Genomic DNA, 18,902 nt, shown 5'->3' on the forward strand with positions numbered 1-18,902 from the left:
CGTCAGTTGCCGGGGACGCGGAGGATCAGGGCGTCGCCCTGGCCGCCGCCGCCGCAGAGTGCGGCCGCGCCGGTGCCGCCGCCGCGGCGCTGCAGCTCGAGGGCGAGGTGCAGGGCGATGCGGGCACCGGAGGCGCCGAGGGGGTGTCCGATGGCGATGGCGCCGCCGTTGACGTTGACCTTCTCCGGGTCGAGGCCCAGTTCGCGGGTGGAGGCGATGCCCACGGCGGCGAAGGCCTCGTTGATCTCGACGAGGTCGAGGTCGGTGGGGGCGATGCCGTCCTTGGCGCAGGCAGCGGCGATGGCGTTGGCCGGCTGGGACTGCAGCGAGGAATCGGGGCCGGCGACGACACCGTGGGCGCCGATCTCGGCGAGCCAGGTCAGGCCGAGCTCCTCGGCCTTGGCGCGGCTCATCACCACGACGGCGGCGGCGCCGTCGGAGATCTGCGAGGCGGACCCGGCGGTGATGGTCCCGTTCCGGTCGAACGACGGCTTCAGGCGCGCCAGGGACTCGGCGGAGGTGTCGGGGCGGATGCCCTCGTCCTCGGTGACGACGATCGGATCGCCCTTGCGCTGGGGGATGGTGACGGGGACGACCTCGTCGTCGAAGACGCCGTTCTTCCACGCGGCGGCCGCGCGCTGGTGCGAGGCAGCGGCGAAGGCGTCCTGGTCCTCGCGGGAGACGAACTTCTCGTCGGCGTTGCGGTCCTCGGTGAGGGCGCCCATGGCCTGGTCGGTGAAGATGTCGTGCAGTCCGTCGTAGGCCATGTGGTCGGCGAGGGTGACGTCGCCGTACTTGAAGCCGGTGCGGCTCTTGGACAGCATGTGCGGGGCCTGCGACATCGACTCCTGACCACCGGCGACGACGATGTCGAACTCGCCGGCGCGGATGAGCTGGTCGGCGAGGGCGATGGCGTCGACGCCGGACAGGCACACCTTGTTGATGGTCAGGGCAGGCACGGTGAGCGGAATGCCGCCGGCGTGGGCGGCCTGGCGGGCGGGGATCTGGCCGGCGCCGGCGGTGAGGACCTGGCCCATGATCACGTACTGCACCTGATCGCCGGAGATGCCGGCCTTCTCGAGCGCGCCCGCGATGGCGACGCCGCCGAGGTCGGACCCGGAGAGGGTGGACAGCGATCCGAGCAGCCGACCGACCGGCGTGCGGGCGCCCGCCACGATGACGGAGGTGGGGGAAGTCGGTGCGGTCATGGCGTGGTCCTCGCTTCTGATGGGGGTGGGGCGGTGGGGTGCGCGGTGGCCGGGGGCGTGGTGCCGTGCACGCCCAGGGCTGTCAACGACATGGTGGACAGGGTCTGTTCCAGGACCGGGGTCGGGACGCGACCCACGGAATGCGGGGTGGAGTTGAGCAGGCCGAACGCGGCGTGCGCGCGGATGCGGGCGTCCTCTTCGGACCGCGACGGGTCGAGGTCGCGGAGCGCGCCGACCCACGTCTCGACGTAGGCGCGCTGGAGGGAGCGCACGCGATGCCGCGCGTCGTCGGGCAGGTTGGCGAGGTCGCGGAACTGGATCTCGATCAGGCGCGGTGAGGTGAGCGCGAACTCCAGGTGGAAGTCGACGAGGGCGCGGACGCGCGCGGCCGGATCGGGCTCGTCGACGGCCTGTCGGCCACCGTGGTGCAGGTACTCGGACACCCCGACCAGCAGCTCGACCAGGACGGCTTCCTTGTTGGGGAAATGGCGGTACACGGCCGGCCCGCTGATGCCGACGGCGGCGCCCAGGTCCTCGAGGCGGAGCCCGTGGTAGCCGCGGGCCGCGACCAACTCGGCGGCCGCGTCGAGCAGGTTGCTGCGGCGTTCGGCCTTGAGGCGAGAACGCTCGGTCTCGGTGCCGCCGCTCCTCTGGCCCACCCGCGTCGCCCTCTCGTTCGATGCCCGATCCGCAGCGTACCGTATTCGGTTAACGACGGTTCACCAACTTCGGTGGGGCCGATACGTGCGGAACGGGCGGTTCGTGGTGACAATGAACGAGTCGGAGGTCACGGGAAGGCAGCACTGCTCGGTGCCGGGAGGTGGTCCATGACGTCGTTCTGGTCCACACGCGTCCTGATCGGGGGCGCCGTCGTCGTGCTCTCGTACGGCCTCCTCGCCCCCGGCCCGGTGGCCAGCGCCGTCTATGCCCTCGTCGCCGCGTCGTCCGTGATCGCCGTGGTCCTCGGCATCCGGGCGGGCTTCAAGAAGGACACCACACCGTGGTGGTTCCTGGCGGCCGGGTTGACCGCCTGGACCGCGGGTGACGTCTACACCGGGATTCTCGAGAACACGCAGGGCGGTGCCCCCTTCCCGTCGTGGGCGGATGCCGGCTACGTCGTGGGGTACGTGCTGGTCGTGGCGGCGCTGCTGGTCGCGCGTGACCTGTTCGGCCGTCTCGTCGCCCCCGTCGACGTGCTCGACGCCGCCATGATGACCGCCGGCATCGGCCTCGCATCCTGGGTCGTCGTGTCGGCGCAGTTCGGGGACACTCCCACGTCGGTCTGGCTCGGGCTCTTCTACACCGAGATCGACGTCTTCGTGCTCGTCGTCGTTCTGTCGATCTTCCTGCGTCGACGAGCCACCACCGTCACCCTCGTCCTGCTCGGTGTCGGTCTGGCGATCATGGTGATCGCCGACTACGGCTCCTACGTGTGGAGCGCCGGACCGGCGCTGAACCTGGTGTTGAACATGCTGTGGCTGACGGCGTACGTGCTCTTCGCCGCCGCGGCGGTGCGGCCGGAGAGCCCTCCGCCCGAGCCCACCTTCTCGCGGCGCAGCACGGGACTGTCACGACTCGCGCTGATGACCCTCGCCGTGGCCCTCACTCCGGTCGCGATGACCGTGCAGCTCGCCCGCGGGGTACCGGCGTCGGACTGGGGCTCGGTCGCGGTGGTGGCCACCGGGATCATGGTGGCGATCGGCGCCGTGCGGGTGTGGATGTTCCTGCAGTTGCTGGGCCGCCAGGCCCAGGCCCTGCGCGAATCCGCGACCACCGACCGGGTGACGGGCCTGGCGACGCGCAACGAGCTCGAGCGGCGGCTGTCCCGCCGTCTCGCGACCGACCCGTGGGTTGGACTGGTGCTCGTCGATCTGCACGGGTTCGCCGACGTCAACGCCACGTTCGGCTACACCGACGGGGACCGCATGCTGAAGATCATCGGTGCGCGACTGTCGGACGCCGTGCCGCCCGGGTCGGTGGTCGGTCGTCTCGGTGGCGACGAGTTCGCCGTCGTCGCCGGCCCGCTCGACGAACGGTCCGCGACCCGACTCGCCGCCGTCGTGCGCGCGGCGGTGACCGCGCCGATCGAGATGCGCGACATGCGGGTCACCGTCGACTGCAGTATCGGCGTCGCACTCCGTGCGTGCGACGGGTCGGGGACCGGCGGGGCAGGAATCACAACGGCGGAGGGCATGATCCAGCGCGCGCACGCCGCGGTCGGGGAGGCGCAACGTCGACACCCGCGCGTCGCCGTGTACGACCGGACCATGGAGACCGACCAGGCCAACCGGGTCCGCCGGCTCGGCGAGCTCGAGGTGGCGATGCGGTCGGGCCAGCTCGAGTTGTTCTACCAACCGCGCCTCGATCTACGGTCGGGTCGGGTGTCGGGTCTCGAGGCGTTGCTGCGGTGGCGTCATCCGGTCGACGGCCTCCTGGGACCCGCCGATTTTCTCGCGGGGGCCGAAGCGACCTCGGTCATCGGGGTGTTGACGTCGTTCGTCCTCGACAGGGCTCTCGAGGACTGCGCGGGGTGGCGGTCGGCGGGGCTGGATGTCGACGTCGCGATCAATCTCTCCGTGCGGAACCTGGTGGATTCGACTCTGCCGGAACAGGTCTCGGAGGCCTTGGCGAGGCACGCCGTGCCGCCGTCGGCGGTGGTTCTGGAGGTAACCGAAACCTCCGCCATGACCGACCCGACGCGTTCGGTGATCACGATGACGGCTCTGCGCGCCCTCGGCGTGACGCTGTCCATCGACGACTTCGGCACCGGCTACAGCTCCCTGGCGTACCTGTCGCGGCTGCCGGTCCAGCAACTGAAACTCGACCGGTCGTTGGTGGCCTCGATCGTCGACGACGAGGTCGACCGGGCGATCGTGGCCTCCACCGTCGACCTCGCGCGGCGGATGCGTCTGCACCTGGTGGCCGAGGGCGTCGAGAACGCCGAGTCGTTGGAGATGCTGCGGCAGTGGGGATGCGACGCGGTGCAGGGCTTCTTCGTCAGCCGACCGGTCCCGGTCGACGAGGTGGTGCCGGTGGTGCGGGCGCTCGACGCGGCGCGCGTGTGACGCTCGGCACGCGTGTGGTTGTCTGAGGGCGTAGAGCAGTTCCCGACGAAAGGACCCACGGCGTGCGCGCAGTACAGGTGACCACTCTCGACGGGCCGGACGCGGTGTCCGTCGCCGACATCGCGGAACCGACCGGCGACGGCGTGCTGATCGACGTGCACGCGGCCGGCGTCGCGTTTCCCGACGCGTTGCTCACCCGGGGGCTCTACCAGTACAAGCCCGACCTGCCGTTCGTGCCCGGCAGCGAGGTGGCCGGCGTGGTCCGCTCCGCTCCGGAGGGATCCGGTCTCGCCGCGGGCGACCGCGTGGCCGCGCTCACCGGCATCGGCGGCGGCATGGCCGAGGTGGTGCTCGCGACGCCGGATCTGGTGTTCCCGCTGCCGGACCGGGTCTCGTTCGAGGCCGGCGCCGGGGTGCTCTTCAACGACCTCACCGTGCACTTCTCGCTCCGCGAGCGAGGACGTCTCGCCGAGGGCGAGACCGTGCTGGTGCACGGCGCCGCCGGCGGCATCGGCACCTCCGCGCTGCGTTTGGCCCCGGTGCTCGGTGCGTCCCGCACCATCGCCGTCGTCAGCACCGAGGAGAAGGCCGCGGTCGCGCGCGCCGCGGGAGCGACGGACGTCGTGCTCGTCGACGGGTGGCGTGACCAGGTCAAGGAGCTGACGGGTGGCCGGGGCGTCGATGTGGTGATCGACCCCGTCGGCGGCGACCGATTCACCGACAGCATCCGCTCGCTCGCCCCCGCGGGACGCCTGGTGGTCATCGGCTTCACCGGCGGCGAGATCCCGACGGTCAAGGTCAACCGCCTCCTGCTGAACAACGTCGAGGTCGTCGGCGCCGGGTGGGGTGCGTGGTGGATGTCCCGGCCGGGATACACCAAGACCCAGTGGGACGAACTGGCGCCGCTCTTCGCGGACGGCCGGCTCTCGGCGCCCGAGCCGTCGGTCCATCCACTGGAGGAGGCCGGGACGGCCATCGCGTCGCTGGAAAACCGCACCGCCATCGGGAAGGTCGTGGTCCGGCTGCGCTGACCGATCGCGTCGGTGCCCGTCGGTAGGGTCGACGCATGCGCATCGGGGCACACGTCAGGTCGGATTCACCGCTGGACGAGGCGACGTCCCTGGACGTCGATCTCGTCCAGCTTTTCGTCACCGACCCGCAGAAGTGGAACAAGCCGGTGGTCGACGAGTCCCTCGCGGCCGTGCGGGACTCGTCCGTCGACGTCGTCGTCCACTCGTCGTACGTCATCAACGTCGCCAGTCTCAACAACCGCATTCGCATTCCGTCGCGCAAGGCGTTGGCGCAGCAGGCTACCGTCGCCGCCGAGCTCGGAGCGCTGGGCATGGTGGTCCACGGCGGCCACGTCCGCGACGGCGAGGATCCGGCCGAGGGTGTGGCCAACTGGCGCAAGCTCTTCGAGCGCCAGGCCGAGACGGGCGGGTTCGAGGTGCCCATCTGGATCGAGAACACCGCAGGCGGTGACCGTGCGATGGCACGGCGCTTCGACGCCATTGCCCGGCTGTGGGACGCGGTCGGGGAGTTCGGTGCCGGATTCTGCCTGGACACCTGTCACGCGTGGGCGGGCGGCGAGGAGCTCGTCGACGTCATCGAGCGGGTCAAGGCGATCACCGGCCGCGTCGATCTGGTGCACCTCAACAACTCCCGCGACGAGTTCGACTCGGCCCGCGACCGCCACGCGAACCTCGCATCCGGATCCATCGATCCCGAGATTCTCGCGGCGGTGGCGGCCGAGTCGGGCGCCCCGATCATTCTGGAGACGCCGGGCGAGGGCATCGCCGACGACGTGGCGTACCTACGCGGTCGCTGACCCGTCGACCGGGGTCTCGGTGGCCGACGCGTCGACCACGGTCTCCGGCCGGTCGCGGTCGGGGCGGGCGTAGGCCAGCGCGGCCAAGGCAACCAGCGCACCGCCGGTCATCGTCACGGCCATGGCGGGTCCGTCGTTGCCCAGGGCGCCCACCAGCGGGGCGATCAGGGCGCCCAGCCCGAACTGTGCGGCGCCCAGCAGAGCCGCGGCCGTGCCGGCCGCCTCGCCGTGTCGGGACAGTGCCAGAGCCGGGGAGTTGGGCATGACGAAGCCCGCGGAGGCGAGCACGCAGAGCACCGGGATCATGAAGCCGACGACGCCGCCGGCTTCCGTCGTCGTGGTCACGATCAGCGCGGTCCCGGAGATCGCCATGGCCACGAGAGCCACCGTCACGATGCGGGCGGGCGAGTACCGCTGCAGCGCCAGCACGTTCAACTGCGAGGCCCCGATGAGCGCGACGGCGCCGATGCCGAACACCAGCGCGAACTGCTGCTCGCCGAGACCGTATCCGTCCTGCAGCACGAACGAGCTGCCGGAGATGTAGGCGAACAGCGCCGACATGCCCAGCCCGGCGACGAGCACGAGGACGACGAAGCTGCGGTCCCGCAGCAGGCTTCCGTAGGTTCGGAGCACCGGCACCACCTCGGGGGCGCGGCGCCGCTCGGTGGGTAGCGTTTCCCGGAGGAAGACGAGGGCGACGAGCATCAGCAGGACACCCGCAACGGCCAGACCGGCGAAGATTCCGCGCCAGGATCCCTGCAGCAGAACGATGCCGCCGAGGCTCGGGGCCACGATCGGCGCGACGCCCATCACCAGCACCAGGCGGGACAGGACGGTGGCGGCGGCGCGGCCCTCGTAGAGATCGCGCACGATGGCGAGGGCGATCACCATCGTGGCGGCGGCGCCGAAGCCCTGCAGTGCCCGCGTGACCCCGAGCACCGCGACGGACGGGGCGATCATGCAGAGCAACGACGCGACGATGTGGACGGCCGTGCCGGCGACCAACGGGCGGCGCCGGCCGAGAGCGTCGGACAGTGGGCCGATGACCAACTGGCCGACGGCGAGGCCGATGAGGGTGCCGGTGAGGGTGAACTGCACCGCGGCGTCGGTGGAGTTCAGGTCGTCGGTGATGGCGGGCAGTGCCGGCAGATAGACGTCGATGGTCAGGGGACCCAGGGCGACGAGGGCGCCGAGGACCAGGATCATGCGTAGTCGCGAGGGTGGCGACTGATCGCGGGTCGTGGTGGGGGCAGCGACCGATGCGGGTTTCGTCGTCACCCGGGCTGCAGCACCCGGGACGTCGGATCTGTTCCCGCCTCGGTGCGACATGCGGTCAGGGGGAGGTGAGCCGGGGAGGTGCGGGCACCTCCGACGAGCCGTGGTCGAGGGCGGCGATCACGGTGTCGGCCCAGCCCACGAGGCCGACAACATCCACCCCGTGTGGGGGCGCGGCGCGGTAGGGGGTGAGGCGGTCTCGCCCACGAGTGATCAGCGTCACAGCACCTGCGGCGTTGCCGCGGAGCAGGTGGGTGAGACCGACGGCCAGTTGCGCGAGGCCCTGCCAGAGTTCGCGATCGTCGCCGGTGGTCGCCTTCCACGTGCCTTCGAGGACGTCGTGAGCGTGGAACGGCATCCCGTCGTCCAGGTAGCGCTGAGCCAACGGCAGCGACTCGTGCGGGGGAAGCTGGAGATCGTCCGGCACGCGCGGAACGCCGACGGAGCCGGGCGGCAGCGGCCGCCCCAGGACGTCCCGGGGTCGGGCGTTCTGGGGTCGGCCGTCGGCGAGGCGGTCGCGCGCGGTCGGGGTTCGGTTCCCGGTGTCGACGTCGCTCGGGTCGTCTCCGTCCATACCCTCCGTTCTACTCGGGCCGGTCGACCCGGTGTCGAGGCGCCGCCCGGTCAGAACGGGGGTGGTGCGTCGTCGGGTTCGGGTGGTCGGATCCCGTTCAGGTTGTTGCGCAGTCGGTTTCGGTTGCGTTCCTGCCGGCGGCGGGCGTGTTTCTGCTCGGTGCGTGGGGCGGGTCGGGTGGGTTCGGTGCCGGGTGACGGCGGCCGGGTGGCGGGTGGGTCGCCGAAGACGATCATGTCGAGGCCGGGGTGGGTGTCGAACCCGGTGTACGCCGGGCCGAGGACGGTGCGGCCTTCGGGGATGGTGACCGTGCGGACGATGCGGCCCGGGTGGTCGGGGTCGGGGTATTGGTCGTCGACGAAGTCGCCGAACGTCTTGAGCAGGTGGTGGAACCGGCACTTGGCGCCGAGTCCGGTCGCGCTGGTCTTCCCGCCCCGCTCGGGGTGGGTGTGGTCGTATTCGGTGATGTGGTCGAGGTCGCCGTCCCACGCCGGCTTGTTGCAGCCGGGCCAGGTGCAGTACCGGTCTCGGGCGCGGATGTAGGTGTCCAGTGCCGCGGACGGTCGGTAGGGGTCGGCCGGTTGGGTCGCGGGCAACGGAGTGTCGGTGCCGTCGCCCAACGGGCGGATGATCGCGTCGGGGTCGGCGGCGAGGTCGCGGACGTGGGCTCCGGAGATGACGCCGAGTCCGGCGACGAATCCGACACCGTCGACCATCTCGGGCTCGGGCTCGGGCTCGGGCTCCGCCGTAGCCGCCTCGACCGCCGCTGCCTCCTCGGCCGCACGCTCCTCGGTAGGGACCGTCCCGGCCGCAACGGCATCGCCCGTAGTTTCCTCGGTCGTAGTCTTCTCGACCACGACCTCATCGACTACGACCTCGTCGACTACGACCTCGTCGGCGACGACCTGCTCTGCCGCAGCTGCGGCCGTGTCGACGTCTCGAGCTTGTGCGTGCGCTTCCGACTGGGCATTCTCAGCGGCGTTCTTGGCGGGGGTGGTGTTCGCGGGGACGGGTCCGGTGAGGGTGGTGGTGTCGGTGACCACGTGGATCACGATCCGCGCCGCGGTCGCCGCCACCTCGTCCGCATCGAGCACCGTGAACGCACACTCGGGGCGGCCGCAGTCGCAGCCGAACGGGGCGTGCTTGACCAACGCGAACAACGCATCGGATGCCCGCGCACCCGTGCTGCGACTGTCGTGCTTGCACACCTGCGCGGCGAGGCGTTCGACGACGCGGGCGACGATGGCGGCGCGTTCGGCGGACATCGTCGCCCCCACCGTCGCCATGCCGTCGAGACCGGCCTCGGTGAAGAAGCACCGCCCTTTCAGTGCTTCCTCGCGTCGTTCGCGGACGGCGTCGGGATCACGGCGGTAGACCATCTGGTCGCACAGGTCCCGCACGCGCGCCGTCGACCACGATCCCGGCTTCCGCAATGCGGCAGCGATGTCGGCGTCCACCTGCTCCTGGTACGGGCGACCGTGGATGAGTTCGGTGCGGGAGACGATGGTGCGAATGAAAGTCGGGGAGACCACTCCGTCGCGCAGGCACTCGAACACCCGCGGGAGCCGGTCGCGGAGGGCGACGGCGTTGTCGAGGAGTCGTTCGGCGACGTACTGCGAGACCGACAGGGCGGTGGCGATGCGGGCGGCGCACTGGGCGTACGCATCGACCGCCCGCTCGTCGCGGTCCTCCTCCGGCACCACCAACTCGGTGTGCAGGGCGGCGGCGTGCCGGTAGCGGCGCCACTCCAGACACCCCACCCCCGCAGCGAGGTCGGCCAGGGCATCGAGATGCCCATCGACGGGGAGGTCGAACGACGGAGGCAGGCCCAGAGTGGCAGGGTCACGCTCAGGCCACGGCACACCCCCCACCTGCGCCGCGCCCACCGCGCCGACCCCCCGATCGCTCATGTGTTCGATTGTAAAGAGACCCACCGACACCCGCCACGACAGCGACCGGAAACCGGGACACCGATCGAAGGGTGGGCGGCCGGAGTCTTACTCCCCGACGGCGTCCGAGGCCTTGGTGAGCCGAGCGACCTCGTCGTCCGTCAGGCTCAGGCCGGGCGCCTCGGTCAACGACGGGAGCTGCCCGATCCGGCTCGCGCTGGCGATCGGTGCGACGATGCCCGGCCGGGTCAGGAGCCAGGCGAGCGCCACGGTCGGAATGGCGGTGTCGTGGGCGTCCGCGATCTCGGCGAGCGCGTCGACGACGGCGAGCCCCGAGTCGCTCAGGTATCCCGATGCCATCTTCCCGCGCATGCTGTCCCCGAGGTCGTCCTTCGTGCGGTACTTCCCGGTGAGGAAGCCCGACGCGAGCGCGAAGTACGGGAACACGCCGAGGTGGTTCTCGGTCGCGAGCTCCTGCAGCGCGGGCTCGTAGGACTGCCGGTGCACCAGGTTGTAGTGCGGCTGCAGCGCGACGGGCTTGTCGAAGCCCTCCCGGTCGGCGATGTCGAGCCAGGCCTGCGCGCGATCGGGGGAGTAGTTCGAGATTCCGACGTAGCGGACCTTGCCGGCCTTCACGAGGGCATCGAACGCGGCGACGGTCTCCTCGAGCGGGGTGTTTTCGTCGTCGAAATGCGCGTAGTACAGGTCGATGTGGTCGCTCTGAAGACGCGCCAGCGACGCGTCAGCGGCGGCGGCGATATTCGAGGCGGACAAACCGAGGAAGTCCGGGTGCCGACTCACCTTGGTCGCGAGGACGACGTCGTCTCGCCGACCGGTTCGGGCGAACCAGTTGCCGATGACGGTCTCGGACTCCCCACCCGAATTGCCCGGTGCGAACGCCGAATACGAGTCGGCCGTGTCGATCAACGACCCGCCGGCCCCGAGGAACGCGTCGATGATGTCGTGCGAGGCGGCCTCGTCGGAGGTCCATCCGAAGGTGTTGGCGCCGAGCGCAAGCGGGAAGACGTCCAGGTCCGAGTGTCCGATGCGAGTCATACCGAGAACAACTCGTGAGCCGAGCTCACTGTTCCCGGCTCAGGCCCGCACGCTGATGCCGATGCCGCCGAGTGTGTCCGCGCCGAACCGTGCGATCTCGGCGTCGAGGTCGAGCGGACGAATGGTGGTCTTGGCCTGGAGGATCGCGTCGTCGATGCGATCGGCCGGGATCAGCCAGACGATCTCGAACTCGAGGCCGTCGGGGTCCTGCCCGTAGAGGCTCTTGGTGGTGCCGTGATCGGAAGCGCCCACGAGAGCTCCCGCCGCGGTGAGGTCGTCGCGCACCGTGGCCAGGTCGGCGAGAGTCCGCACCTCCCAGGCCAGGTGATAGAGGCCCACGGACGCGCGCCCGGCGGGGCTGGCGGCGGCCGCATCACCGATCGAGAACAGACCGAGATCGTGGTCGTTGGTGCTGTCGGGCGCCTGCAGGAAGACGGCGCGGCCACCCATTGCCATCACGACGCGGAAACCGAGCACGTCGCGGTAGAAGGCGGCGCTGCGCTCGGCGTCCCGCACGTAGAGCACGGCGTGGTTGAGGCGTGAGATGGCCATCGCGGAATCCCTTCGGGTCGGTGTTGAAGCTTCAACAACAACCTTACGCCACCTGTTCCCTCAATGGAATCGGTGATCGGTGATCGCCGTCCGCGGCCCGAACTTCGGCCGCACGGCCATCCCGCTCACTTCGAGCAGGCGCACCGCCCGGTATCGGTGCGGTCGGAGCGGCTCGAGGTACGCCACCATCTCGTCGTCCGTCATCGGGGCGCCGACGAGGCTCCACCCGATCACCGCCGCAAGGTGGTAGTCCCCGACGGACAGCGCGTCGGCGTCGCCCAGGGCTCGCTGGCACACCTCCGCCGCCGTCCACTCGCCGATACCGGGGACCAGCCGCAGGCGTCGATACGCATCGTCGTGGTTCATGCCCACGATCGGGGTGAGCTTGTCCGCGACCCGTGCGGCCTCCACGATCGTGCGCGCCCGTTTCGGATCGACGTTGGCACGGTGGAACTCCCACGACGGAATACGACGCCAGACGTCCGGTGGCGGCGACACCGCCATGCCCGACGGCGCCGGGCCGGGTGCGGGAGTGCCGAAGCGCGTCACCAGGCGACGCCACGACGCGAACGCGGCGACGCCGTGAACCTTCTGTTCGAGGACGGCGGGAACGAGCGCCTCGAACACCTGCCCCGTCCGACCGAGGTGGAGGTGGGTCAGGCGTCGGGCGGCCTCGACGAGGATGCGGTGCTCGGGTGCGAATCCCGTGGCGTCGTCCAACATTCCGATCAGTCCGGGCACCGTGGCGACGAACTCCTCCGCACCCTCGCCCCACACGTCGGCGACGACCTCGGTGCGCGACGGCTGGCGGAGTCGGTAGGTCACGGCCCCGCTCGCGAACAGCGATGTCCGCCAGATGGTTCCGTCGGGCGACGTGCGGTGCGTCGGGTCGCTCCGACCCCGTCGATGGGGCGAGAGCGTGTGGCGCAGGCTCAGTGGACGATCCGAGTGGATCGTCCGCCGCAGAACAGGACCCTCGCTACCGGACACGGACGAGCGCACGCCCGGTGTTCGCGCCGTCGCGCAGCGCGTCGATCACGCCCTGCACACCGTCCAGGCCCACCTCGGTGGTGACCTCGGCCAGTCGGCTCGGCCGCAGATCGTCGGCCAACCGTGCCCACAGCGCGCACCGGGCGTCGATCGGCCACTGGACGGAATCGATGCCCAGCAGGGCGATTCCGCGCAGGATGAACGGCAGGACGGTGGTGGACACGGCCGGTCCGCCCGTGAGTCCGCTCGCCGCCACGGCGCCGCCGTACCGGACGGTGGAGAGCACGTCGGCAAGCGTCGCGCCGCCCACGCAGTCGACCGCGCCGGCCCAGCGCGCCTTGCCGAGCGGGCGGGGCTTCGCGTCGGGGTCCTCCGGAAGCCGGCCGACGATCTCGGCGGCACCGAGGGTGCGCAGCAGATCGTGCGCCGACGACTTGCCGGTGGACGCGACCACCTCGAAACCCCTGCGGGAGAGCAGGTCCACCGCGACCGTGCCCACACCGCCGCTGGCGCCGGTGACCACGATCGGTCCGTCCTCGGGCCCGATCCCGTGCCGTTCCAGGGCCTGCACGCTCATCGCCGCCGTGAACCCGGCGGTGCCGATGGCGGCGGCGTCCGCCGTCGACAGACCATCGGCCAACGGCACCACCCATTCCGCCGGAACGCGGGCGAACTCGGCGTACCCGCCGTGGCGTCCCGTCCCGATCTCGTAGCCGTGGGCGACGACGCGGGTCCCGACGGCGACGTCCGCCGAGTCCGACTCGACCACGGTCCCGGCCAGGTCGATGCCCGGCACGATCGGGTAGTTCCGGACGACGCCACCCTTCGGTGTGACCGCCAGCGCGTCCTTGTAGTTGATCGACGAGTACTCGACGGCCACCGTGACTTCGCCGGCGGGCAGGAACGACGCGTCGACGGTCTCGTCGGCCAGCGTGATCCCGTCGTCCGTCTCGCGGGCGACGAGTGCGCGGAAGCTGTCGGTGGATGCGGTCACGGGAGTGCTCCTTCGCGGCGACGGCTGTCCCATCCGGGGACGAGGTCAGGATCGAGGGTAGGGGACCGCCGACGGGCGGCGTCGGCGCGGGAACCGGACCGTGTCGGTGGGTGCGGATACTGTCGCGGACGTGATCATCGTGAGTACGGACGGGTCCTGCCTGAAGAACCCGGGCGGCGCCATCGGCTGGGCCTGGGTCGACCACACCGGGCCCAGCGCCTCGGGTGGGGCGGCGTCCGGAACCAACCAGATTGCCGAGCTCAGAGCGCTGCTCGAGGCCGTGCTCGCACACCCGGGTGCAGAGCCGCTGCTGATCGAGGCGGACAGCCAGTACGCCATCAAGTGCGCGTCGGAATGGTTGCCCGGTTGGAAGCGCAAGGGCTGGCGGACGTCCACCGGCACCGCGGTGCGGAATCTCGACCTGGTGCGGGCCATCGATCGAGCGATCACCGAGCGGGAGGGCCCCGTGCGGTTCCGGTGGGTCCGGGGACACGTCGGCAACGAGTACAACGAGATGGCGGACCAGCTCGCCGGCGAGGCCGCGCGCGGTGTCCGGGACGGCACGTTCCCCGAATCGCCTCCCGCCGGGGCTGCGGTGGTGATGGCCGCCGCGGACCCGGTCACCCTGTTCTGACCACGACGCCGCGCTGCCGGTTCTACTCCGAGCGCGTCGTCTGCTTGTCGTCCTTGTCGCCCGGCGTGACGTCCTCGGGATCCGGGGCACCCAGCGTCTTGCCCTCGTCGACCACGGCCTCGCTACGGTCGAGGGTGTCCGGGCCGCCGGTCTCCGCGTGATGGTCGAATTCGCGGATCGCCTCGTCGCGCTCGGAGTCGGACTGCGCGGAGTCGGCGCCCGTGCCCTTGGTGGCCTCACGCGGATCGAGGCTGGTGGTGTCGACGGGAGTGTTCGCGGCATCGCTCATGAGACGGGAATGCCCGGTCGACGGGGTCGTCAACCGGGCAATCGCGTCACAGCTGGGATCAGGGCGACGGTGTCCAGGGCGGCGGTATCTAGGGCGACGGCGTGATGGTCACGGAGAGGCTCTCCTCGAAATTGCTTGTGAAGTCCTTTTGGCACTGTTCGATCTGCGCCTGGTCACCACCCGCGTTATTCACGCATTCCAACAGGTCGCGACCGCCCACCTCCTCGAAGAGGCGGAATCCGAAAAAGGTCAAAGCAGCGGCCACGACGATACTGAGCACACCGAGCACGATTCCGGCGGTCGCCATCCCCTTGTTGGTGGCCACCAGCTTCTTTACGCGACTGCGCCCGATGATGCCGAGGATCACCGCCGCGATGCCGAGCAGGATTCCGCCGAAGATGGTGAACGAGGTCAGCAGCGCCAGGATGCCGACGATCAGCGCGGCGATACCCATGCCGTTCTTGGGGCTGGCCGGGGGCTGCTGCTGGTAGCCGCCCGCGTACTGCGGGGCGGCCTCGTACTGCCCGCCGGGCGGGGGCGGGTACTGCCCGCCCTGCGGGGTGGAGCCGTACTGCCCGCCCTGCGGGGTCTGGCCGTACTGCCCGCCCTGCGGGGTCTGGCCGTACTGCCCGGGGGGTGGGTACTGGCCCGGATCACGGGGCGTGTCGTCGGGTCCGGGCTGGCCGGGGTACTGGGGACCGGTCATGGCTCTCCTCGGGGTCGAGCCGGGATCCGTCACATCTCGGCTGGTGACCGCGACTCTAATCGGACACCGGACCCCGGCGGGGAGGCGTGACCGCACCGTTATCGCGCAGCGTGATTCGGGTACGGGGTACCGATGAGCACCGTGACGGTCGGCGACGGCACCACCCTCCACTACACCGAACAGGGAGAGGGGCGACCGCTGATCCTGCTGCACGGGTGGGGATTCAGCGGCGAGTTCTTCTCCGGCGTGATGCCCGGCCTCGCCGAGCATGCCCGTGTGATCGCCGTCGACCTCCGCGCCCACGGCCGGTCGGAGGACCCGGGCCACGGCTATCGCGTGTCCCGCCTGGCCGCCGACCTGCGCGACCTGATCGTCGCCCTCGATCTGCACGACGTCACCGTGCTCGGCTGGTCGCTCGGGTGCCCGGTGATCTGGAGCTACCAGGAGTTGTTCGGCACCGACCGCCTGCGGCAGGCCGTCTACGTCGCCCAGACGCCCAAGCAGTACCGCGCACCCGACTGGACTCTCGCGCACAACTCGATCTTCGACGACGCCACTCTCGCCGCGGTGCAGGGGCGCGTCACCTACGACCGGTCCGCCTTCGATCGGGAGCAACTCGACGAGATCACCGCGACGGACCTGCCCGAGGAGCGAGCGGACGTCCTGTTCGACGAGATGTCGCGCATGGCGTCGTCGGCCCGCAACGCGGTGATGGCCGATCACACGCACCACGACTGGCGTGATCTGCTGCCCGGGCTCACCCTGCCGTCGTTGATCGTAGTGGGACGTCATGATCGCGCATTCCCCTGGGAGGCAGCACGATTCGTGGCGGATACGGTGCCAGACTCCCGGTTCGAGCTGTTCGAGAACAGTTCCCACGCCGTCTTCCTCGACGAGCCGGAGAAGTTCGTGTCGGTGGTCGTCGACTTCCTCGTCTCCTGACTCCCGCTCTCGCCCCGAGGGTTTGCCTCCGGTCCCGGGCGGACACCCGACAGGCATGAGCCAGGACCTGTACACCGCCACCGTCACCGCGACCGACGGATCCGTCGCCTCGAACGACGACGTGTTGACTCTCGACGTGCACGAGCCCACCGATCTCGGTGGTCCCGGCGGCGCCACCAACCCCGAGCAGTTGATGGCGGCCGCGCTGTCGTCCTGCCTCCTCGAATCGCTGCGGATCGCCGTCGGCACCGCGGGCGGCAGTATCGAGGGCGCCTCGGTCGAGGGAACCGTGACCCTCGCGGCCGCCGACGGTGCCGGATACGACGCGACCTACCGCCTGGCGGTCACGTTGCCGGGTGTGGACAACGCGGGCGACGTGCTCGAGCAGGCGCGGTCGATCTGCCCGTTCCTGAAGTCCGTCACCGGGGTCGACGTCGCGCTGAGCAGCTGATTCGGCGGCGTTCTTACGCCCCCAGCGAACGGGGGTCCACCGGGGAACAGCGTGGTCGGCCGCGAGGTTGAGCCGAGCACGCTGAACCCTGGAGGACCTCATGAGCGAACCCACTCGCTTGCCCGTGCTTTTCCTCGACGATCCCGTGGTGCTGCCCGGCATGGTGGTGCCCGTCGAGCTGGACGACGCCACCCGCGCCGCCATCGACGCCGCCCGCACGTCGGCGGACGGCAAGTTGCTCGTCGCGCCCCGGCTCGACGATCGCTACCCCGCGTACGGCGTCGTGGCGACCATCGTGCAGGTCGGGCGTCTCGCCACCGGGGCACCGGCGGCGGTGCTCGAAGCACGCACGCGGGCACACCTCGGCGTCGGCGTCAGCGGGCCCGGCACCGCGTTGTGGGTCGAGGCGGAGACCGTGTCCGCCGACGAGCCCACCGACGCCGTGCGTGAATCGGCCGCGGAGTACAAGAAGCTGGTGCTTGCTCTGCTCCAGCGCCGCGAGGCGTGGCAGGCCATCGACTCGGTCACCAAGCTCACCGATCCCTCCGCCCTCGCCGATACCGCCGGCTACGCGTCGTGGCTGACCGACGTGCAGAAGCGTGAACTGCTCGAAACCCCGGACGCCGCAACCCGTCTCGCCACGCTCATCCGGTGGACCACCGATCACCTCGCCGAGATGGAGGTGACCGACAAGATCGCCGGCGACGTGCGCGAGGGCATGGAGAAGACGCAGAAGGACTTCCTGCTGCGCCAACAGCTCGCCGCCATCCGCAAGGAACTGGGCGAGACCGAGCCCGACGGCGCGGACGACTACCGCACGCGCGTCGAGTCCGCACCGCTGCCGGACGCGGTGCGGTCGGCCGCGCTGCGCGAGGTGGATCGGCTGGAGCGCTCCAGCGACCCGAGTCCCGAAACCGGGTGGATCCGAACGTGGTTGGACACCGTGCTCGGTCTGCCCTGGTCGATCATCACGGACGACACCATCGACACCGAGTCCGCTCGCGCGGTGCTCGACGCGGATCATCACGGTCTCGACGACGTCAAGGACCGCATCGTCGAACACCTCGCCGTGCGGGCGCGACGCGCGTCCCGCGGGTTGTCCGTCGTCGGTGGGCGTGGTTCCGGCGCCGTGATGGTGCTGGCCGGGCCTCCCGGCGTCGGCAAGACCTCGCTGGGCGAATCCGTGGCCCGGGCTCTGGGCCGGAACTTCGTTCGTGTCGCACTCGGTGGCGTGCGCGACGAGGCCGAGATCCGTGGTCACCGCCGGACGTACGTCGGGGCCCTGCCCGGCCGCATCGTCCGCGCGATCGCGGAAGCGGGATCCATGAACCCCGTCGTCCTGCTCGACGAGATCGACAAGGTGGGGTCCGACTTCCGGGGAGACCCGGCCGCCGCCCTGCTCGAGGTACTGGATCCGGCACAGAACCACACGTTCCGTGACCACTACCTCGACCTGGATCTCGACCTGTCGGACGTGCTGTTCCTCGCGACCGCCAACGTTGTCGAGCAGATCCCGGCGGCGCTGATCGACCGCATGGAACTGGTGACGGTCGACGGCTACACCGAGGACGACAAGGTCGCCATCGCGCGCGACTACCTGGTCCCGCGTCAGCTGGACCGCGCCGCGATGACCGGCGACGACGTCGGGTTCACCGAGGTAGCGCTCCGCCGCATCGCCGCCGAGTACACCCGCGAGCCGGGCGTGCGACAGGTCGAACGTCTGGTGGCGAAGACGCTGCGCAAGATCGCCGCGGCGGGGACCGTGCCGGTCACCGTCGACGCCGACGACCTGACGGGCTACCTGGGCCGACCCCGGTTCACCCCGGAGGCGCACGAGCGCACCGAGGTGCCCGGCGTCGCGACGGGGTTGGCGGTGACAGGCCTCGGCGGCGACGTCCTCTTCGTGGAGGCGAGCAGCACCGGCACGGAGCCGGGTCTCACGCTCACCGGCCAACTGGGCGACGTCATGAAGGAGTCCGCGCAGATCGCCCTGTCCTACGTGCGGGCGCACGCCGAGCAGCTCGGGGTGAACCCCGCGGCGCTCGACCGCACAATCCACGTGCACGTGCCTGCCGGTGCGGTGCCCAAGGACGGACCGTCCGCGGGCGTCACGTTGGTCACCGCCCTGGTGTCGATGGCGACGGGACGGCCCGTGCGCTCGGACGTCGGCATGACCGGTGAGGTCTCGTTGAACGGCCGCGTGCTGCCCATCGGCGGGGTGAAGCAGAAGCTGCTCGCCGCCCAGCGCGCGGGACTGAGCACGGTGTTCGTGCCGACCCGCAACGAGCCGGATCTCGACGACGTGCCCGCGGACGTCCTCCAGGCCCTCGACGTGCGTCCGATGTCGGACGTGGCGGATATCGTCGCGGCGGCACTGGAACCGGTGCGTGTCGGGACGCGGGAGCCGGCAGCCGGGACCGCGGCGGCGTGAGCGGGTACCCGGTGCGGT

18 protein-coding genes are annotated in these 18,902 nt (G+C 70.7%); 7 read left to right on the forward strand and 11 right to left on the reverse strand.

The window, feature by feature from the left end; genetic code table 11:
* Positions 1-2 precede the first annotated feature (2 nt).
* Both A3Q40_RS19090 and A3Q40_RS19095 read right to left on the reverse strand, forming a co-directional pair.
* Entirely contained in the window at positions 3-1,208 is a 1,206-nt protein-coding gene (locus A3Q40_RS19090; protein WP_068104607.1) for an acetyl-CoA C-acetyltransferase, read from the reverse strand.
* On the reverse strand, positions 1,205-1,867 hold the full coding sequence (locus tag A3Q40_RS19095; RefSeq protein ID WP_068104609.1) for a TetR/AcrR family transcriptional regulator: 663 nt from the start codon (positions 1,865-1,867) through the stop codon (positions 1,205-1,207). Before A3Q40_RS19095 ends, A3Q40_RS19090 begins: the two co-directional genes overlap by 4 nt.
* Positions 1,868-2,035: 168 nt before the next feature.
* On the opposite strand from A3Q40_RS19095, the gene A3Q40_RS19100 reads away from it, so the two are divergent.
* The 3 genes from A3Q40_RS19100 (at position 2,036) to A3Q40_RS19110 (ending at position 6,101) form a co-directional block, all read left to right on the forward strand.
* Positions 2,036-4,273, forward strand: a complete 2,238-nt coding sequence (locus A3Q40_RS19100; RefSeq protein ID WP_068104610.1) for a putative bifunctional diguanylate cyclase/phosphodiesterase — start codon at positions 2,036-2,038, stop codon at positions 4,271-4,273.
* A 62-nt stretch (positions 4,274-4,335) separates the two neighbouring features.
* On the forward strand, positions 4,336-5,304 hold the full coding sequence (locus A3Q40_RS19105; RefSeq protein WP_068104612.1) for an NADPH:quinone oxidoreductase family protein: 969 nt from the start codon (positions 4,336-4,338) through the stop codon (positions 5,302-5,304).
* A gap of 35 nt (positions 5,305-5,339) precedes the next feature.
* A complete protein-coding gene (locus A3Q40_RS19110; protein ID WP_068104614.1) occupies positions 5,340-6,101 on the forward strand; it encodes a deoxyribonuclease IV in 762 nt (253 codons plus the stop codon).
* On the opposite strand, the gene A3Q40_RS19115 is transcribed toward A3Q40_RS19110, so the two are convergent.
* From A3Q40_RS19115 to A3Q40_RS19145, 7 genes are all read right to left on the reverse strand, one after another.
* Positions 6,087-7,430 carry a multidrug effflux MFS transporter gene (locus A3Q40_RS19115; protein WP_082834021.1) on the reverse strand — a complete coding sequence of 448 codons (1,344 nt, stop codon included), beginning with the start codon at positions 7,428-7,430 and terminating at the stop codon, positions 6,087-6,089. The genes A3Q40_RS19110 and A3Q40_RS19115 overlap by 15 nt on opposite strands.
* 4 nt (positions 7,431-7,434) lie before the next feature.
* Positions 7,435-7,950: a DUF309 domain-containing protein gene (locus A3Q40_RS19120; RefSeq protein ID WP_068104616.1), complete on the reverse strand. Its 516-nt coding sequence runs from the start codon at positions 7,948-7,950 to the stop codon at positions 7,435-7,437.
* A gap of 50 nt (positions 7,951-8,000) precedes the next feature.
* On the reverse strand, positions 8,001-9,860 hold the full coding sequence (locus A3Q40_RS19125) for a DUF222 domain-containing protein (RefSeq protein WP_068104618.1): 1,860 nt from the start codon (positions 9,858-9,860) through the stop codon (positions 8,001-8,003).
* Between the two features lie 87 nt (positions 9,861-9,947).
* On the reverse strand, positions 9,948-10,895 hold the full coding sequence (locus A3Q40_RS19130; protein WP_068104620.1) for an aldo/keto reductase: 948 nt from the start codon (positions 10,893-10,895) through the stop codon (positions 9,948-9,950).
* 39 nt (positions 10,896-10,934) lie between these two features.
* Positions 10,935-11,447: a VOC family protein gene (locus tag A3Q40_RS19135; protein WP_068104621.1), complete on the reverse strand. Its 513-nt coding sequence runs from the start codon at positions 11,445-11,447 to the stop codon at positions 10,935-10,937.
* A gap of 60 nt (positions 11,448-11,507) precedes the next feature.
* A complete protein-coding gene (locus A3Q40_RS19140) occupies positions 11,508-12,437 on the reverse strand; it encodes a DNA-3-methyladenine glycosylase family protein (protein WP_082834210.1) in 930 nt (309 codons plus the stop codon).
* A complete protein-coding gene (locus tag A3Q40_RS19145) occupies positions 12,427-13,431 on the reverse strand; it encodes an oxidoreductase (RefSeq protein WP_235606369.1) in 1,005 nt (334 codons plus the stop codon). The genes A3Q40_RS19140 and A3Q40_RS19145 overlap by 11 nt, the downstream gene beginning before the upstream one ends.
* Positions 13,432-13,561: 130 nt before the next feature.
* Between A3Q40_RS19145 and A3Q40_RS19150 the strand changes: the two genes are divergently transcribed.
* On the forward strand, positions 13,562-14,065 hold the full coding sequence (locus tag A3Q40_RS19150; RefSeq protein WP_068106708.1) for a ribonuclease H family protein: 504 nt from the start codon (positions 13,562-13,564) through the stop codon (positions 14,063-14,065).
* 22 nt (positions 14,066-14,087) lie between these two features.
* On the opposite strand, the gene A3Q40_RS19155 is transcribed toward A3Q40_RS19150, so the two are convergent.
* The gene (locus A3Q40_RS19155) at positions 14,088-14,354 is read right to left on the reverse strand and encodes a hypothetical protein (protein WP_068104628.1); all 267 of its coding nucleotides are present in this window, start codon (positions 14,352-14,354) and stop codon (positions 14,088-14,090) included.
* Between the two features lie 88 nt (positions 14,355-14,442).
* On the reverse strand, positions 14,443-15,060 hold the full coding sequence (locus A3Q40_RS19160; RefSeq protein WP_068104631.1) for a DUF4190 domain-containing protein: 618 nt from the start codon (positions 15,058-15,060) through the stop codon (positions 14,443-14,445).
* Positions 15,061-15,192: 132 nt separating this feature from the next.
* On the opposite strand from A3Q40_RS19160, the gene A3Q40_RS19165 reads away from it, so the two are divergent.
* From A3Q40_RS19165 to lon, 3 genes are all read left to right on the forward strand, one after another.
* A complete protein-coding gene (locus tag A3Q40_RS19165) occupies positions 15,193-16,002 on the forward strand; it encodes an alpha/beta fold hydrolase (protein WP_068104633.1) in 810 nt (269 codons plus the stop codon).
* Positions 16,003-16,057: 55 nt separating this feature from the next.
* Positions 16,058-16,453 carry an OsmC family protein gene (locus A3Q40_RS19170; RefSeq protein ID WP_068104635.1) on the forward strand — a complete coding sequence of 132 codons (396 nt, stop codon included), beginning with the start codon at positions 16,058-16,060 and terminating at the stop codon, positions 16,451-16,453.
* 100 nt (positions 16,454-16,553) lie between these two features.
* On the forward strand, positions 16,554-18,884 hold the full coding sequence (gene lon, locus A3Q40_RS19175; protein ID WP_068104637.1) for an endopeptidase La: 2,331 nt from the start codon (positions 16,554-16,556) through the stop codon (positions 18,882-18,884).
* The last annotated feature ends 18 nt before the right edge of the window (positions 18,885-18,902 follow it).

Source organism: Rhodococcus sp. PBTS 1 (genome assembly GCF_001620025.1).
Taxonomy (GTDB): Bacteria; Actinomycetota; Actinomycetes; order Mycobacteriales; family Mycobacteriaceae; genus Rhodococcoides; species Rhodococcoides kroppenstedtii.